The following is a 16472-nucleotide window of genomic DNA, read 5'->3' as shown; positions in this document are numbered from 1 at the left end:
CCCACCGGGTCAATCGGCTTTTCGGCCGTTTTGCAGCGCCTTATTGCCAATAACGGCCAGAAAAAGCGCTAGGATAGCGCCTGCGGCAAATAAGTCGCCTATTCGCGCATAGATCGTAGGCGGCAATGCTTCGGGCAACGGCAGGTCGATCCACCCCGACAACCCCAACGGCACGGAGCCGGTTATCCGGCCGCGCGCGTCGATCACCGCCGACACGCCGGTATTGGCGACCCGCACCATCGGCAGCCCCTGCTCGATCGCGCGCAGCCGCGCCTGCGACAGGTGCTGATAGGGGCCGGAAAACCGCCCGAACCACGCATCGTTGGTGATCTGCAGCAGGAAACCCGGCCGCTGCGGCGCGGCGCCGACATCCTGCGGGAACACCGCCTCGTAACAGATCAGCGGCAGCGCGGTGCCAAGCGCACCCAGATCGAACAGCGCCGGGCCGGGACCGGCGGAAAATCCCGCGCCTTCGCGCGCCGCCATGCCGTGAATGCCGAACCGCGCCATCAGATCGCCCAAGGGCACGTATTCGCCGAAGGGCACCAGGTGGTGCTTGTCATAGACCTGGGCGATCCTGCCCTGCCCGTCCAGCACCGCCGCCGAGTTGAAGATGCGCTCCCCTTCCTCGCGCTGCGCGCCCAGGACGACCGGCACGCCACTGGCGGCCTCGGCGATCACCTTCAGCGTTTCCTCGGCATATTCCAGGTAGACCGGCACGGATGTTTCCGGCCACACGATCAGGTCGGGGCGCGGATCGGCCGCGGTGGCCTCGACCAGTCGGCGGAAGAAGATCGGGACGTAATCGGGATCCCATTTCTGATGCTGCGGCGCGTTGGGCTGGATCAGCCGCACCACCGGCGCGGCGCGCGGCGCGGGGCCCGAGGCGGCCAGATACGCCCCGCCCGCGAACAGCCCCGCCAGCAGCAGCACCGGAACGACGGCCCTGGCCGGATGGGCGGTAAACAACTGGCGCAGCGCCACGGCAGAGGCCAGCGCGATCAGGCTCAGCCCGTGCGGGCCGACGAACCCCGCCCATTGCGCCATCGCGGTGGGGATCCAGATATGGCCGATCAGCGCCCAGGGAAACCCGGTGAACACATAGGATCGCACCAGTTCCGCCAGCGCCAGCGCGCCGATCCAGACGATCGCCCCCCGCCCCAGCCGGTGCGCCAGCATCATGGCGGCGCCCCAGAACAGCGCCAGCCCGGCGGCCATGAACAAAAGCGCAAACGGCGCCATCCAGCCATGCCGGGCGATGTCGACCAGGAAGGGTTCAACGATCCAGCACAGGGCCAGCGCGAAATAGCCGGTCCCCCCGGCCCACCCGGCCCAGCCCGCCCGCCGCGCCGTCCCCGCGGTCAGGAACACCGAATAAAGCCCGGCAAAGCCCACAAGCGCCAGTTGCCACAGATCGAACGGCGCCTGGCCGGTGGCCGCCAGCGCCCCGAAGACCGCCGCAACGCCCATGCGCCGGCGCGGGCCAAGCCCGCGCAGCCAGCTTTCAAGATGCGGGGCCAGCGCCCGAAGCGGGGAAACCGGGCGCGGCACCGGTCAGGACGCGACGTTCTTCAGCCGCACCCGCAGCCGCTTGATGCGGCGCGGATCGGCATCGACCACTTCGAATTCGGGGCCCGCGGGGTGTTGCACCACCTCGCCGCGCACCGGCACCCGACCCGCCAGCATGAAGACCAGCCCGCCCAGCGTGTCGATTTCTTCCTCGTCGACCTCGTCGGTCTCGGTCAGCGACACGCCGGTTTCGGCCTCGAATTCATCCAGCGGCGTTTTCGCCAGCGCCAGGTATTGGCCGGGCTTTTCGCTGACCCACAGGCGGTCTTCGTCGGTGTCGTGTTCGTCCTCGATCTCGCCGACGACTTCCTCGATCAGGTCCTCGATCGTGACCAGCCCGTCGACACCGCCATATTCGTCGATCACCAGCGCCATGTGGCGCCGTTCGCTTTGCATCTTCTGCAACAGCACCCCGATCGACATCGAGGGCGGCACGAACAGCAGCGGGCGCAACAGCCCGCGCAGGTCGAGATCCTTCTCGTCGCAGCCGCTGAAGCCGTAGCTGAGCGCGAAATCCTTCAGGTGGACCATGCCCAGCGGCGTGTCCAGCGTACCGTCATAGACCGGCAGCCGGGAAAACCCGGTTTCGCGGAACTGTTCGACCAGTTCGGATTTCGAGATATCGGCGGGAACCGCGACGATATCGGCCTTGGGGACCGCCACGTCGTTGACCCGCACCCGGCCCAGCGATTGCAGGTCCGGTGCGCGATTTCCCGATGCCGTGATTTGTATATCCCCGCCCGTGGGGGTGGTTTCGCCTGACGCCTCGGGGCCGAGTGCCGCAAGGACACGCCGGAAGAAACCGGGGGTATTCGAATTGTCCGATGACTGCGCGCTGTGCGCCGCCATAGAAGAGCCGTCGGTACTGTCGCCCATCTTACCTTTCCAACCTGGACGGGTGTCTCACCCGCCTATTTTTCCATATATGGGTCAGGCAACCCCATTTTGCCAAGTATTTCACTCTCCAACCCTTCCATCAACGTGGCATCCTTGTCACGGATATGGTCGAAGCCCAGCAGGTGCAGGGTGGCATGGACCACCAGATGGGTGATGTGATCGGCCAGCGGTTTACCCGCCTCGCTGGCCTCGCGGGTGCAGGTTTCAAAGGCGATGGCGATATCGCCGAGCTCCTCCGGCGGGCCCTCGCCCGTCCCTTGCGGTCCGGTCTCGGGGATGTCCGGCATGTCCCCGTCGACCTGCGCGCCGCGCTCCTCGCTGGGCCAGCTCAGCACGTTGGTGGGTGTCGGTTTTTCGCGGAAATCGGCGTTGAGCTCGGCAATCCGGGCGTCGTCGCAGCCCAGCACGGCAATCTCGAACCGCTCGGGGTCGAGGCCGAGCCGGGCCAGCGCGGCGCGCGCCGCCACCTCGGCCAGGGTTTCGAGATCCGCGTCCTGCCAGCGGTCGTCTTCCAGAATCGTATCGGTCAGCATCTCTTACCGTCGCATGTGGGGGCCTGCCCCCACACCCCCGGAGTATTTGCCCCAAGAAGAAGGGATCAGGCTTCGTCGGCCTCATAGGCTTCGATGATGGCGGCGACAAGGGGGTGGCGGACCACGTCCTTGGCGGTGAAATAGTTGAAGCTGATCCTGGGGATATGTTTCAGCAGCCGTTCGGCATCGTGCAACCCGGAAGAGACGCCGCGCGGCAGGTCGACCTGGCTGCGGTCGCCGGTGATCACCATGCGCGATCCCTCGCCCAGGCGGGTCAGGAACATCTTCATCTGCATCGAGGTGGCGTTCTGCGCCTCGTCGAGCACCACGAAGGCGTTGGCCAGGGTGCGGCCGCGCATGAAGGCCAGCGGCGCGATTTCGATGCGCTTTTCCTCGATCAGCTTGGCGGTCTGCTTGCCGGGCAGGAAATCGTTCAGCGCGTCGTAGAGCGGCTGCATGTAGGGGTCGACCTTTTCCTTCATGTCGCCGGGCAGGTAGCCCAGTTTTTCGCCCGCTTCCACCGCCGGGCGGGCCAGGATGATGCGGTCCACCGCGCCGTCGATGAACATCGACACGCCCACGGCGACGGCCAGGTAGGTCTTGCCGGTGCCGGCCGGGCCGATGCCGAAAGCCATTTCATTGGCGAACAGGTTCTGCACATAGGCTTTCTGCGCCTCGGTACGCGGTTCGACCAGTTTCTTGCGGGTCTTGATTTCGACCTTGCCGCCACGGAACATTTCCAGCTGGTCGCCGTCGCGCGTGCCGGTTTCGGCCTCAGAAGATCCCATGCGGATTTCGCGGTCGATATCGCCGGTTTCCACCGCGCGCCCCGCCTCCAGCCGTTCGTAAAGCCCCTGCAGCACGGTTTCGCATTCCGCCACCGCGCCGGTTTCGCCGTGAATCGACAGATGGTTGCCGCGGCGCAGGATATGCACGCCCAGTTTCTGCTCGATGGCGGCCAGGTTGCGATCATATTCGCCGCAAAGGTCTATCAGCAAACGATTATCGGGAAATTCCAGAACCGCTTCGCTGAGGCTTTCGGGATCGGTGGGCGGGATCAACACGCTGTCGGACAAGCACGACTCCTTGCATCTGATTGTACCCTGATGGTGCCAACTTCGCAGGGTTCACGCAAGATATTGTGGTCGATTGTCATCAAACCGGCATAAAAAAACCGCCGGCGCTGAAACCGGCGGCTTTCGAAGTCGGATCCCCGGGGATCACAAATAGTCGGGGAATTCGCTGCCCTGCTTGAACGGGCCGGTGGCGGTGCCCGGAGGCGCCGCGCCGGAGCAGACCGGCTTGCCGTATTTGTCCAGCCGCTGCGACAGGTAGCCTTCGACGCCGTCGTCGATGATCCAGTGATCGCAGCCGTTGGGATCGACCCAGATACCGGCCTTCAGCTGGCTGAGATGTTTCGCGTCGAAGCCGCGGTCGCGGGTCTTGTCCGAACCGACGGTGCCGTGGCCCGCCACTTCGCAGCCGGCCAGCGTACCGAACAGCGCGAGAGCGATGATGGCTTTGCCCAAAGTCATGTGTGTTTCTCCCTCGCTCGATCAGCGGATGCAGATGATTTCGACGCGGCGGTTCTGCTGCATGCCGGCGGCGGTCGCATTCGACGCTTTCGGCATCCGTTCGCCATAGCCGCGCACATCGACGACCTTGGCGCCGACACCGTTGGCGATGCGGGCTACCGCGTTGGCGCGGTTGTAGCTCAGCCGCATGTTATAGGCGTCCGAGGCGCGGCTGTCGGTGTGACCGGCGATGATATAGGCGCGCGCCTGCGACTGGCGGAAGAAATCCTCCAGCCGGGCGCGGCCCGCAGCGTTGATGCTGTATTTATCGGTGGCGAACAGCTGATCGCTGTTCATCACGCCGCAGACATTGCCACGGCGGCAGACCGGGATGCCTTCGCGGGTCACATGCGGGCTCATGTAGCCCTCGGCGCCGTCATCCATCACCCAGTGTTCGCAGCCATCGGGATCGATCCAGATGGTCGGCAAATATTCTTCGCCACGGATCGTCGTCTCGCCGGCTTCCTGGGCGGCGGCGAATTGCGCCGTGCCCGTGATCCCCATGGCTGAAACGACGGCGCAAGCGAAAGCGGTACGAAATGCTTTGGAAATCATTTTCGCCACAGCCCTGTCCTTCGTGTTGTTACCCCCCGGGGCCCGCTGAATTTGGCAGCAATTAATGCGGTACCCGACGCAAATGAATGGGCGGAGTGTAGCACCTTTGTAGGTTAAGTGAAGGTAAATTCACTAGATATTGCGTCGAAATTGGCAACAGTAACACAAAATAGCCCCCATTGGCGCCAATCCGGGAAAATTGGCACCAATGGGACCGGATCGCGCCCTCAGCCCGGCGGGGTCAGGCCAACAGATCGTAGACGGTGGAGCCGATCATCAGGTTGATCTGCTGCTGCGCGCCGCCATCCACCAGCGCCCAGAGAATCTGCCCGGTCGGCTGATAGATCACGAAGGCTTCGTCCACATCCGCCGCCCCGGCACCGTCCGTGTTGCCGTAATTGACCCGGAACTGGTCGAGCGACGCGCCGGAGCCGCCATATTGCAGGTAATCGCCCTCGGAGGCGTCGTAATCCTGGATCCAGTCCGACCCGTGCCCGGCCACCCCGAGATGGAAGAAGGCGTCGGCGCCGTCGCCGCCGTTCACCCGGTCGTAGCCATAACCGCCATTGATGAAGTCGTCGCCATTGCCGCCGAACAGCAAGTCGCCCCAGGCCTGCCCGGTCAGCGCATCGTCATCGTCGCCACCCAGCACGGTGTCGGCGCCGAAGCCGCCCACAATCGTGTCGTTACCCGCATCGCCGCGCAATTCGTCATTGCCGTAGCCGCCATCGATATCGTCGGCGCCGTTGCCGCCATAGATGTTGTCGCGCAGGTCGTTTTCGCTGCTGCCGCCGACCAGGGTGTCGTTGCCGTCCTCGCCGATCAGCGTATCGGTGCCGTCTTCGCCATACAGCCGGTCGTCGCCGGCATGGCCGTTCATGCTGTCATTGCCGCCGCGCCCTTCGAAGATATCGACCCCGTTCTGGCCCAGCAGCGTGTCGTTGCCTTCCAGCGACCCGCGGATATATTCGACATTGCTCAGGTGGTGGGTGAAGGCGTTGCCGTCCCACAGCCCGGTGGCGGTGCCCGCGTCCAGGTCGACCTCGACCGCGGTTACGCCGGAGCGGTCATAGCGCACCCGGTCGGTGCCGCCGCCGCCATCCAGCGTATCGTCGCCCTGTTCCAGGATGAAGCTTTCGCCGCGCGAACTGCCGAGGATGGAATCGTTGTAATCGGTGGTGCGGATTTCCAGCCATTCGGCCCCGCCCAGGATATTGAGCTGATCCGTACCGCCCAATCCGTCATTGCTGATCACCCCGGTGGTCAGGTCGGCCACCACGCCCTGATCGGGCCCGTCGATGCCATCCCAGTTGAAGAACAACCGGCCACCGCCGTCCACCGTCACGTTGTAGGTGTCATTGCCGGCGCCGCCGCCGAAGCCCACCCAGGCATCCTCGGCCAAGGTGATGTTGAACGTGTCGTCATGGGTGCTGCCGATGATCCCGATGCCGCCATGGGTCAGCGCCGCGGCGAGGTTGGTGAAGGTATCGGTATCACCGTTGCTGGTCACCGTTCCGGTGCGCGCCACGGCATCGATCGTCGCGGTGATCCCGGTTTCCAACTGGTCATAAATGATGTCGTAATAGCTGATCTCGTCGGCCTGGCCGAAATCGAAACTGTCATCGCCGGCGCTGCCGTGGATCTGGTCGTAGCCTTCATTGGCGCCGGGATCGATCGCATCGTCGCCCGCGCCGCCATACAGGTTGTCGTCCAGCGGGCTGCCGGTAATGGTCATGTCAGCGGTGATATGGGGCGCGAGGAGGCTCCAGTCGCCCATGTTGAACCCGTCGCCCGCGCCGCTGGCGTCGAGGGTGATCGCGCTGGTACTGAGCAAAGCGCCCATCGGCGCGCCATTGCTGCTTTCGTCGATCGCGGCCAGGGCGTCGTTATAGTCGACAAGGCCCCAGCTGATCCCCGAAACCTCGGCAATGGTGTCGCCGTCGGAGGTTTCAAAGCTGAAGCCGGTGATGGTCCCGCCGGTCGGATCGTCGCCGGAAAAGGTGAACCCGGTGCCGGTGAGCGTGGTCACGATGCCGCTTTCCGGCTGTTCGAGAACGACCTGCGTCGCGCTGTTGCTGATCAGGTCGATGTCCAGGACACCGCTGGAATTGAAAACGGCGTCACTGATGAAATTCTGATAATACCCGTAATAGGTCAGAAGCATAATACACCTCTCCGATAAAGATATCTTTTGAAAAACCCGGGCGCCGCCGCCCGGGTATCGAAGAGATTAGTGCCTAATCGGTGCAGATCAAGCCATCAGGTCGTAGAGGGTGGAGCCGATCATGAGATTGATTTCTTCCTGTCCGCCGCCATCGACCAGCGCCCAGAGGATCTGACCGGTGGGACGATAGATGATGAAGGCTTCGCTGATGCCTGCCTCGCCGGCATTCTCGGTATCGGCATAATTGATCTGGAACTGGTCGGCCGTGGCGGTGCCGCCGTACAGCAGGTAATCGCCCTCTACCGAGTCGAAGTCCTGGATCCAGTCCGACCCGTGCCCGGCCACGCCGAGATGGAAGAAAGCGTCGGCCCCGGTGCCGCCATTGACCCGGTCGTAGCCGAAACCGCCATTGATGAAATCGTTGCCGTCGCCGCCGAACAGCAGATCGCCCCAGGCCTGTGCGGTCAGGTTGTCATCGCCGTCGCCGCCCAGCACGGTGTCTGCGCCGAAGCCGCCGATCAGCGTGTCGTTGCCGGCATCGCCGCGCAGTTCGTCATTGCCGTAATTGCCGTCCATGTAGTCGGCGCCGTCGCCTCCATACATGACATCGCGCAGGTCGTTTTCGCTGTCGCCGCCGATCATTTCATCGTCCCCGGCACCGCCGATCAGCGTGTCCTGACCATTGCCGCCAAAAATGAAATCGAAGCCGTCCCCGCCATCCAGGCTGTCGCGGCCGGCGCCGCCCAGGATGTCGTCAGAGGAATTGGTGCCGGTGACATTCACGCTGTTGTTGATGAAGGGCAGCAAGTCTTCCCAGTCCGTCATGTCCAGAGGCTGGTTCGCAGTGCTGGCATCGACGGTGATCGCGCCGCTGCTGTCGAACAGGTCGGACATCGGCACCGGGTTGTCATCTTCCTCGAGAGCGGCCAACGCTTCATCAAAGGCCACCAGGCTCCAGCTGATCCCCGAAATCTCGGCGATGGTGTTGCTGCCGGAGGTTTCGAAGCTGATGCCGGTGATCGTGCCGCCGGTCGGGCTACCGGTGCCATCGACGGCAAAGTTGGTGCCGGTCAGCGTGGTTATGATGCCACTGTCTAGCTGTTCAAGAACGGCTTGTGTCGAGCTGACGCTGAGAATGTCGAGATTGACCTCGCCAAACTCATTGAAAAAGGCGTCAGCCAGGAAGCCAGGGTAGAACCCGTAATAATTCAGAAGCATAAAAGCCCCCCTATAAAAATGATATTATTTTAAACGCTCGGACACTGTTTACTGCCTGAAAAGGTTAACGTTCTGTTAACACAAATCAAGCCAGCAAGTCGTAACTCACGCCATTCAACATCAGGTTGATTTCCTCCTGCGCTGCACCATCTACCAGCGCCCAGAGGATCTGCCCGGTCGGGCGGTAGATCACGAAGCCTTCCTCGACCCCGGCGTCGCCGGCACCGGCGGTTTCGGCAAAATTGACCTGGAACTGGTCAAGCGTGGCACCGGAACCGCCGTAATGCAGGATGTCGCCTTCGGCCGCGTCGTAATCCTGGATCCAGTCCGACCCGTGCCCGATCACGCCGGCGTGGAAAAAATGGTCGCCCCCCGCGCCCCCATTAATCCGGTCGGACCCGAAGCCGCCATTGATGAAATCCATCCCGTCGCCGCCGAAGATCAGGTCGGACCAGGCCTGCCCCGCCAACAGGTCGTCACCAGCGCCGCCGACCACGGTATCGACCCCGTAACCGCCGTTGATCGTATCCGCCCCGGCATCGCCCCGCAGTTCGTCATTGCCGTAGCCGCCGTCGATGTAATCGTTGCCGTCGCCGCCATAGATGTTGTCGCGGGTGTCGGTTTCCGACCAACCGCCCAGCAACTCGTCGTCACCCTCGCCCCCGACAAGCAAATCCGTCCCGTCGTCGCCAGCAAGGCTGTCGTTGTCGTCATCGCCAAACATGCGGTCATTGCCATCCCCGCCGGACAGCGCGTCGTCGCCGGCCCCGCCATACATCACGTCATCACCGTCTAAACCGGCATAACTGAGGCTGATGCTCATCAATATGTCGTTGCCGTCGCCGCCATCCAGCGTGTCGCTGCCCTGCCCGCCTAGCAGGAAATCGTTGCCACCAAAGCCCGACAGGAAATCGTTCCCGGCGCCCCCTTCCAGGGAATCGTGATTGGCATCGCCCAGCAAGGTGTCATCGCCTTCCGTGCCTTTCTCAAAAACCGCGGCGACATCGAACACGATATCCGAGACCAGAAACGTGCCGATCGCATCGTTTCCGGACGTATTGAAATCGATGGCCTCGATATTGCGCAGGGTGATTTCGTCACTGCCGACCGTCAGGATGATGTCGTCGCCTGACATGGTGAAAAGGAAGGCTTGGTTATTGTAATTTTCGTCGTAAAGCAGAATTTCAGCTTCATCATAGCCGTCACCGCCATCGAACGTATCCGATCCGGCCGTTTCGGTCAGGATTTGGCCGCTCTGAAGCCTGTCGTCGCCATCGCCACCAAGGAGCAGGTCATCCCCTTCCCCACCGGAGATATCATCGCTGCCGCCAAGGCCCTCGATCGTATCGTTGCCCTCACCGCCATGAAAACCATCGGCCTCCGGTCCGCCAATTAGCAAATCGTCGCCCGGACCTGCCACCACGAAACTGCCGCCTGCCGAGCCTGTCAGCGTAAAGCCGTCAGTGGCATTACCCATCAGGACAAACCAAAACGGGCCCGTATAGGAATCCATCACGAAAGCCGATTGCGTTGCGTCCACCGTCCAGCGTGTTCCAAACAGGTCGGCGAAGCCCGCGAAGTCGCCATAGGTGAACGGTTCCTCTGCCAGGGATTGCGCATATAGGAAATCAGTAACACCCCAAGCGATATCGCCGATTTCAGCCAGCGGCTCCCCCAGTTCGTCGATAATTTCGATGCCGGTCATGGTGCCGGCTGTCAGGTATCCCTCTTCGTCATAGGTAAAACCCGAACCGGTATAGGTGATGCCCCAGCCAGCCCAAATAACAGCGAGCTCCGTTTCGCTGGCCGCCCCGTCAGTGTCGCGAAGAACCGGATTAACAAGGGCATAGTCAAAATTGTAGGAACTTACATGGGTGGAGGGATCTTCAAAGAAAGTTACAAGTGTCATTGGTCAACTCCCTCAAGTTTTGCGTTGAGGAAACCGGCGGCACAGGCCCGACCCGACCCCCATCAGGCAAACCGAAAAAACAGACGGCCAAAGCCAAACTTCGACCTTAAAAATTCATATCCAAGACGTCAGAGCGCATCAGCCCAGTCGAACTGATTGAACCATAACAATACTGCAGCGCCAATCAAAACGCGAAGAAATGCCCCCCACCGCCAAGCGACGGCAGGCCAGCAAAGCCCGAACGGGAAAGCCGAACGGGACCTGTTTGCAGGATCAGGAAATTAGGATGCGCCGCAACCGGCCCGCCGCAACCGGCCGGTCAGACCAGCGTCCCGGCCAGCGAATTGGCGCCGCTTTCGACGATCCGCACCCGGGCGATATCGCCCACCCGGATACCGGCCTCGACGGCGCCAGTAACATGGACCGCGTGCAGGTAATCGGACTTGCCCACCATCTGGCCGTCGCGGCGGCCCGGCTTTTCGAACAGCACCGACACGTCGCGCCCGACCATGCTGTCCTGCACGGCGCGCTGCTGCTGAGTGATCAGCGCCTGCAGCCGCTGCAGCCGGTCGCTGGCTTCCGCGTCGTCGACCTGGGCACGTTCCGCCGCCGGGGTGCCGGGGCGGGTGGAATATTTGAAGCTGAAGGCCTGACCGTATTCGACGGCGCGGATCAGGTCCATCGTGGCCTGGAAATCCTCTTCGGTCTCTTCCGGGAAGCCGACGATGAAATCGCCCGAGATCAGGATATCGGGCCGTGCCGCGCGGATACGCTCGATCAGCTTCAGATAGCTTTCGGCGGTGTGGCTGCGGTTCATCCGCTTCAAAATCCGGTCGCTACCCGACTGCACCGGCAGGTGCAGGTAGGGCATCAGCTTGCTGCATTCGCCATGCGCCGCGATCAGGTCGTCATCCATGTCGTTGGGGTGCGAGGTGGTGAAGCGGATGCGCTCCAGCCCGTCGATATCGTTCAGCGCCCAAATCAGTTGCGCCAGCGACCAGGTGCCGTCCGGGCCTTCGCCGTGATAGGCGTTGACGTTCTGGCCCAGCAGGGTGATTTCGCGCACGCCGCGCTCGACCAGGTCGCGCGCCTCGCCCAGCACCCGCTCCACCGGTCGGGACACCTCGGCGCCGCGCGTATAGGGCACCACGCAGAAGGCGCAGAACTTGTCACAGCCTTCCTGCACCGTCAGGAACGCCGCCGGCGCGCGCCGCGCCTTGGGGCGGTTCTTCAGCTTCTCGAACTTGTCTTCCTCGGGGAAATCGATGTCGAGCGCCTTTTCCCCCTGCCGCGTCTTGGCCTCCATCTCGGGCAGCCGGTGATAGGACTGCGGCCCGACCACCAGGTCGACCAGCGGCTGGCGGCGCATGATTTCCTCGCCCTCGGCCTGGGCGACGCAGCCGGCGACGCCGATCTTCAGATCGGGCTTTTCATCCTTCAGCGCGCGGAACCGGCCCAGTTCGGAATAGACCTTCTCGGCCGCCTTTTCGCGGATGTGACAGGTGTTGAGCAGGATCATGTCGGCGTCTTCGGCCCGGTCGGTTTCGACATAGCCGGACCCGCCCATGGCTTCGGCCATGCGCTCGCTGTCATAGACGTTCATCTGGCAGCCATAGGTCTTGATAAAGAGTTTCTTGGGCTCACTCATCGGGCTGATCCTGTCCGCGGTTTCAAGGCGCCGTCCTATACCAGAACCGGGGCGACTTGCAATGCGGGGCGATTTGGCCGAATTTGACCCCGAAGCAGGCAAAGGTTTGGGGCAAGGGGTAAGGCATGCAATACGACAGCCTGTCGGATTTTCTGTCCCGCGGCCGCGCGGCGCTGCGCCAGGGGCCGCTGTCGATGACCTTCGCCGAGGACGAGACCGAGATCGACACCACGATCCGCCACCAGCTCAACAGCGGCTTCCGCACCGCGCTGGTCTTCATGCCCGACGCGTTCGACCTGGCCGAGGACCTGCACGACAGCGTGCACCGGATCAGCTACGACCCGCTGGCCGAACAGGCGGTACAGACGGCGGTCAACGCGGTGATCGAGGCGGCGCCGGATCTGTGGATGTTCTACTGCTTCAACGCCGAATACCTGTTCTACCCGTTCTGCGAAACCCGCACCGTGGGCGAAATGCTGGCCTTCCACGCCGAGGAACGGCGGGCCGCGATGCTGACCTATGTGGTCGATCTCTACGCCGCCGACCTGGACGAAGCCCCCAACGCGGTCTCGCTCGACAGCGCGCATCTGGACAAGTCGGGCTATTACGCGCTGGCGCGCAACGATCCGGACAATCACAACCATCCCAAGGAACGGCAGCTGGATTTCTTCGGCGGGCTGCGCTGGCGCTACGAGGAACATATCCCCGCCAAGCGCCGCAAGATCGACCGGATTTCGCTGTTCAAATCGAAACCGGGGCTGGAATTGCGCGACGACCACACCTTCAACGACGAGGAATACAACACCTATTCCTGTCCCTGGCACCACAACCTGACCGCCGCGATCTGTTCCTTCCGCACCGCCAAGGCGCTGAAGCGCAATCCCGGATCGCGCTACGACATCCAGAGCTTCCGCTGGCACAATTCGACCCCGTTCGAATGGCATTCGCGGCAATTGCTGGACCTGGGGCTGATGGAACCCGGCCAATGGTTCTGACCCGGATCTAAATTGTGCGCGCCAAGGCGCGCGCTTTATGTCTCGCGAAATTGCCTGCAGCAATTTCACTCGGGCATGCCTCCGGCGGGAGTATTTTCACCAAGAAGAAACCCTGAGCCCGCTGCCCTTCTTCTTGGCAGAAATACTCCGGGGGAGTCGCCCGGTACGGGCGACGGGGGCAGCGCCCCCATCCGCTTCGCCGTTCAGGCGAAGCCCCCGCTTACAGGTTTTCCGGCTGCGGCATGCCCAGCACGTGATAGCCGCCATCGACGCGAATGATTTCGCCGGTGGTGAAGGCGCCCGCATCCGAAGCCAGGTAGACCGCGGTGCCGCCCACCGCTTCCAGCGTCGCGTTCGAGCGCAGCGGCGCGTTCTGGTCGGTATGCTTGTAGGTCTTGCGCGCGCCGCCGATGGCCGCGCCCGCCAGCGTCTTCATCGGACCGGGCGAGATTGCATTCACCCGGATCCCGTCGGGGCCCAGATCGTTGGCCAGGTAGCGGGTCGCCGATTCCAGCGCCGCCTTGGCCACGCCCATCACGTTGTAATTCGGCGTCACCCGGTTCGACCCGCCATAGGTCAGGGTCAGCAGGGTGCCGCCGTTTTCCTTCATCATCGGGTAAGCGCGCCGCGCCACGTCGATGAAGGAATAGCAGGAAATATCCAGAGAATTCTTGAAATTGTCGCGGCTGGTATTGATGAAACGCCCGGTCAGTTCGTTCTTGTCGGAATAGGCGATCGCGTGGACCACGAAATCGATCGTCGGCCAGCGCGCCGACAGCTGGCCGAAGGCCGCCTCGAGCGACGCCTCGTCGGTGACGTCGACATCGACCATGAAGTCCGAGCCCACCGATTCCGCCAGCGGCGCCAGCCGCTTGCCGAAGGCTTCGCCCTGGTAGGTGAAGGCCAGTTCCGCCCCCGCCTCGGACATCGCCTTGGCGATGCCCCAGGCGATCGACCGGTCATTGGCCACGCCCATGATCAGCCCGCGTTTTCCCGTCAGAACTCCGCACATGGCGCTCACCCCAGATATTTCGACAGCAGCATCGACCCGTTGGTGCCGCCAAAGCCGAAGCTGTTGGTCATCACCGTGTCGAGCCCTGCGTTTTCCACCAGCTTGGTGGCCACCTCGCCGTCCCGGATCGCCGGGTCGAGCGTTTCGACATTGATCGACGGGATGATGAAATCGTGTTCCAGCGCCAGCAGGCAATAGACCGCTTCCTGCGCGCCGGTGGCGCCCTGGCTGTGGCCGGTCATCGACTTGGTCGAGGAAATCGGCGGCACGTAATCGTCGCCGAAAACGCGGCGCACCGCTTCGACCTCGCCGACATCGCCGACGGGTGTCGAGGTGCCGTGCGCGTTGATGTAGCTGACCTTGCGGTCCTCGGCCAAGGTCGACAGCGCCAGGCGCATCGCCCGTTCGCCGCCCTCGCCCGAGGGCGCGACCATGTCATGGCCATCCGAGGTGGCGGCGAAACCGGTCACCTCGGCATAGATCTTGGCGCCGCGCGCCAGCGCGTGTTCCAGGTCTTCCAGCACCACGATGCCGCCGCCGCCCGAGATCACGAAGCCGTCGCGATCCTTGTCGAAGGCGCGCGAGGCCTTTTCCGGCGTGTCGTTGTATTTCGAGCTCATCGCGCCCATCGCGTCGAACAGGCAGCTCAGCGTCCAGTCCAGTTCCTCGCCACCGCCGGCGAACATCACGTCCTGCTTGCCCATCATGATCTGTTCGGCGGCATTGCCGATGCAATGCAGCGAGGTCGAACAGGCCGAGGTGATCGAATAGTTGATCCCCTTGATCTTGAACGCGGTCGACAGGTTGGCCGAGATGGTCGAGGACATGCATTTGGGAACCGCGAACGGCCCGATCCGCTTCGGGCTGCCCTTTTCCAGCACGGTCTGATGCGCCACCAGCATGGCGCTGGTCGACGGCCCGCCCGATCCGGCCACCAGGCCGGTGCGCGGGTTGACGATCTCGGCCTCGGTCAGGCCGGCATCCTTGATCGCCTGCTGCATCGCGATATGGGCATAGGCCGCGCCCGGCCCCATGAAGCGCAGCGCGCGCTTGTCGATATGTTCGGTGACGTCGATGTTCAGCGCCCCCGCGACCTGGCTGCGGAAGCCGTGTTCGATCATCGCCTCGTTGGCGGTGATCCCCGACTTGCCGGTTTTCAGCGAGGCCAGAACCTCTTCGACGTTATTGCCGATGGACGACACGACGCCCATCCCGGTAACCACTACTCGGCGCATCTGCGCTCTCCTTCTTTACCCCAGCCGGTCTCTGTCCGCTCAGCTTATCAGCTTTCCGACAGCGCGACCTTCATATCCTTGACCTGGTAGATAACCTCGCCATCGGCTTCTACAATGCCGTCGGCCACACCCATGGTCAGCCGCCGGGTCTGGATCGCCTTGGTGAAGTCCACCTTGTAGGTCAGCATCTTGCGGTCCGGGCGCACCATGCCGGTCAGCTTGACCTCGCCCACGCCCAGAGCATAGCCGCGACCCAGCCAGCCGCGCCAGCCCAGGTTGAAGCCGGTCAGCTGCCACAGACCATCGAGCCCAAGGCAGCCGGGCATGATCGGATTGCCCGGGAAATGGCACTCGAAGAACCACAGGTCCGGCGTGATGTCGAATTCCGCCACCACATGGCCCTTGCCGTGCAGACCGCCATCGCCGGAAATCTCGGTGATCCGGTCCATCATCAGCATCGGCGGCGCGGGCAGCTGCGCATTGCCGGGGCCGAACAATTCGCCCCGGGAACATTTCAGAAGGTCTTCTTTGTCGAAGCTGCTCGGATATTGGGCCATGCAGGCTGCCCCCTTTCGGGAAATATTGTTGCTTTCAACTCCCTCTATCACCCACCGGAGCGGTCCTGCAAGTCCATGCGCAAAGGCACCGGCGGGCTAATGCGAGCTATTTTCATTTGAAATCCCCGGCCTGTCTCCACTATATTACCCTGTGAGGAAAGGAACGTGACAATGACGGCATCCACGCAAGCGGCGCAAAACGGGTCTGAATGGCTGGCAGGGGCAGGGTTGCGCCCGACCCGGCAACGGCTGACCCTGGCAACGCTTCTGGTCGGCGACGGCCAGCATCGCCACGTCACCGCCGAAAGCCTGTTCGCCGCCGTCAGCGAAAGCGGCGAAAGCGTGTCGCTGGCCACCGTCTACAACACGCTGCGCACCTTCTGCGACGCAGGCCTGATGCAGGAAGTCACCGTCGACGGGTCGAAAAGCTATTTCGACACCAACACCCACGACCACCCGCATTTCTTCTGGGAAGACGACGGCAAGCTGACCGACGCGCCGAGCGACCAGCTGGTGATCGCGAAACTGCCCGACGCGCCGGAAGGGTCGGAAATCAGCACCGTCGACGTGGTGATCAAGCTGCGCCGGAAATAACCGGATCGCACC

Annotated in this window: 15 protein-coding genes; 2 read left to right on the top strand and 13 right to left on the bottom strand. The window is 63.0% G+C overall.

The genetic code is table 11. The annotated features are described in order from the left end of the window. Positions 1 to 9 precede the first annotated feature (9 nt). The 10 genes from lnt to miaB all read right to left on the bottom strand — a co-directional run bounded on the left by lnt (position 10) and on the right by miaB (position 12067). Positions 10 to 1551 (bottom strand): apolipoprotein N-acyltransferase, encoded by a 1542-nt coding sequence (gene lnt, locus GR167_RS17715; protein ID WP_370741340.1) that lies wholly within the window; start codon positions 1549 to 1551, stop codon positions 10 to 12. 3 nt (positions 1552 to 1554) lie between these two features. Next, positions 1555 to 2445, bottom strand: coding sequence for a hemolysin family protein (locus GR167_RS17710; protein WP_160975065.1), 891 nt, complete (start codon positions 2443 to 2445; stop codon positions 1555 to 1557). A gap of 35 nt (positions 2446 to 2480) precedes the next feature. Continuing rightward, on the bottom strand, positions 2481 to 2999 hold the full coding sequence (ybeY, locus tag GR167_RS17705) for an rRNA maturation RNase YbeY (protein WP_160975064.1): 519 nt from the start codon (positions 2997 to 2999) through the stop codon (positions 2481 to 2483). Between the two features lie 65 nt (positions 3000 to 3064). After that, entirely contained in the window at positions 3065 to 4075 is a 1011-nt protein-coding gene (locus tag GR167_RS17700) for a PhoH family protein (RefSeq protein ID WP_160975063.1), read from the bottom strand. 144 nt (positions 4076 to 4219) lie between these two features. Next, complete coding sequence (locus tag GR167_RS17695; RefSeq protein WP_160975062.1) at positions 4220 to 4534, bottom strand: hypothetical protein; 315 nt, start codon at positions 4532 to 4534, stop codon at positions 4220 to 4222. A 21-nt stretch (positions 4535 to 4555) separates the two neighbouring features. Beyond that, on the bottom strand, positions 4556 to 5077 hold the full coding sequence (locus GR167_RS17690; protein WP_235916010.1) for an OmpA family protein: 522 nt from the start codon (positions 5075 to 5077) through the stop codon (positions 4556 to 4558). Positions 5078 to 5369: 292 nt separating this feature from the next. Further along, positions 5370 to 7292, bottom strand: coding sequence for a calcium-binding protein (locus GR167_RS17685; protein WP_160975061.1), 1923 nt, complete (start codon positions 7290 to 7292; stop codon positions 5370 to 5372). Between the two features lie 87 nt (positions 7293 to 7379). Beyond that, positions 7380 to 8510 (bottom strand): calcium-binding protein, encoded by a 1131-nt coding sequence (locus GR167_RS17680; protein WP_160975060.1) that lies wholly within the window; start codon positions 8508 to 8510, stop codon positions 7380 to 7382. An 85-nt stretch (positions 8511 to 8595) separates the two neighbouring features. Then, entirely contained in the window at positions 8596 to 10419 is a 1824-nt protein-coding gene (locus GR167_RS17675) for a calcium-binding protein (protein WP_160975059.1), read from the bottom strand. Positions 10420 to 10738: 319 nt separating this feature from the next. Further along, positions 10739 to 12067, bottom strand: a complete 1329-nt coding sequence (gene miaB, locus GR167_RS17670; protein ID WP_160975058.1) for a tRNA (N6-isopentenyl adenosine(37)-C2)-methylthiotransferase MiaB — start codon at positions 12065 to 12067, stop codon at positions 10739 to 10741. A gap of 125 nt (positions 12068 to 12192) precedes the next feature. Between miaB and GR167_RS17665 the strand changes: the two genes are divergently transcribed. Beyond that, on the top strand, positions 12193 to 13062 hold the full coding sequence (locus GR167_RS17665; protein WP_160975057.1) for a hypothetical protein: 870 nt from the start codon (positions 12193 to 12195) through the stop codon (positions 13060 to 13062). A 220-nt stretch (positions 13063 to 13282) separates the two neighbouring features. Here GR167_RS17665 and GR167_RS17660 read toward each other — a convergent pair whose 3' ends face one another. The 3 genes from GR167_RS17660 to fabA are packed head-to-tail and all read right to left on the bottom strand — an operon-like array spanning position 13283 to position 15866. Beyond that, positions 13283 to 14074: an enoyl-ACP reductase FabI gene (locus GR167_RS17660; RefSeq protein WP_160975056.1), complete on the bottom strand. Its 792-nt coding sequence runs from the start codon at positions 14072 to 14074 to the stop codon at positions 13283 to 13285. Positions 14075 to 14079: 5 nt separating this feature from the next. Continuing rightward, a complete protein-coding gene (fabB, locus tag GR167_RS17655) occupies positions 14080 to 15309 on the bottom strand; it encodes a beta-ketoacyl-ACP synthase I (RefSeq protein ID WP_160975055.1) in 1230 nt (409 codons plus the stop codon). A gap of 47 nt (positions 15310 to 15356) precedes the next feature. Next, positions 15357 to 15866, bottom strand: coding sequence for a bifunctional 3-hydroxydecanoyl-ACP dehydratase/trans-2-decenoyl-ACP isomerase (gene fabA, locus GR167_RS17650; protein WP_160975054.1), 510 nt, complete (start codon positions 15864 to 15866; stop codon positions 15357 to 15359). 171 nt (positions 15867 to 16037) lie between these two features. Between fabA and irrA the strand changes: the two genes are divergently transcribed. After that, positions 16038 to 16460, top strand: coding sequence for an iron response transcriptional regulator IrrA (gene irrA / locus GR167_RS17645; protein WP_160975053.1), 423 nt, complete (start codon positions 16038 to 16040; stop codon positions 16458 to 16460). Positions 16461 to 16472 lie beyond the last annotated feature (12 nt).

It is taken from the genome of Thalassovita mangrovi (assembly GCF_009857745.1).
GTDB classification, from domain to species: Bacteria; Pseudomonadota; Alphaproteobacteria; order Rhodobacterales; family Rhodobacteraceae; genus Thalassobius; species Thalassobius mangrovi.
The sequence above is the reverse complement of the archived record's forward strand: the minus strand, read 5'-3'. Positions and strand labels throughout refer to the sequence as shown.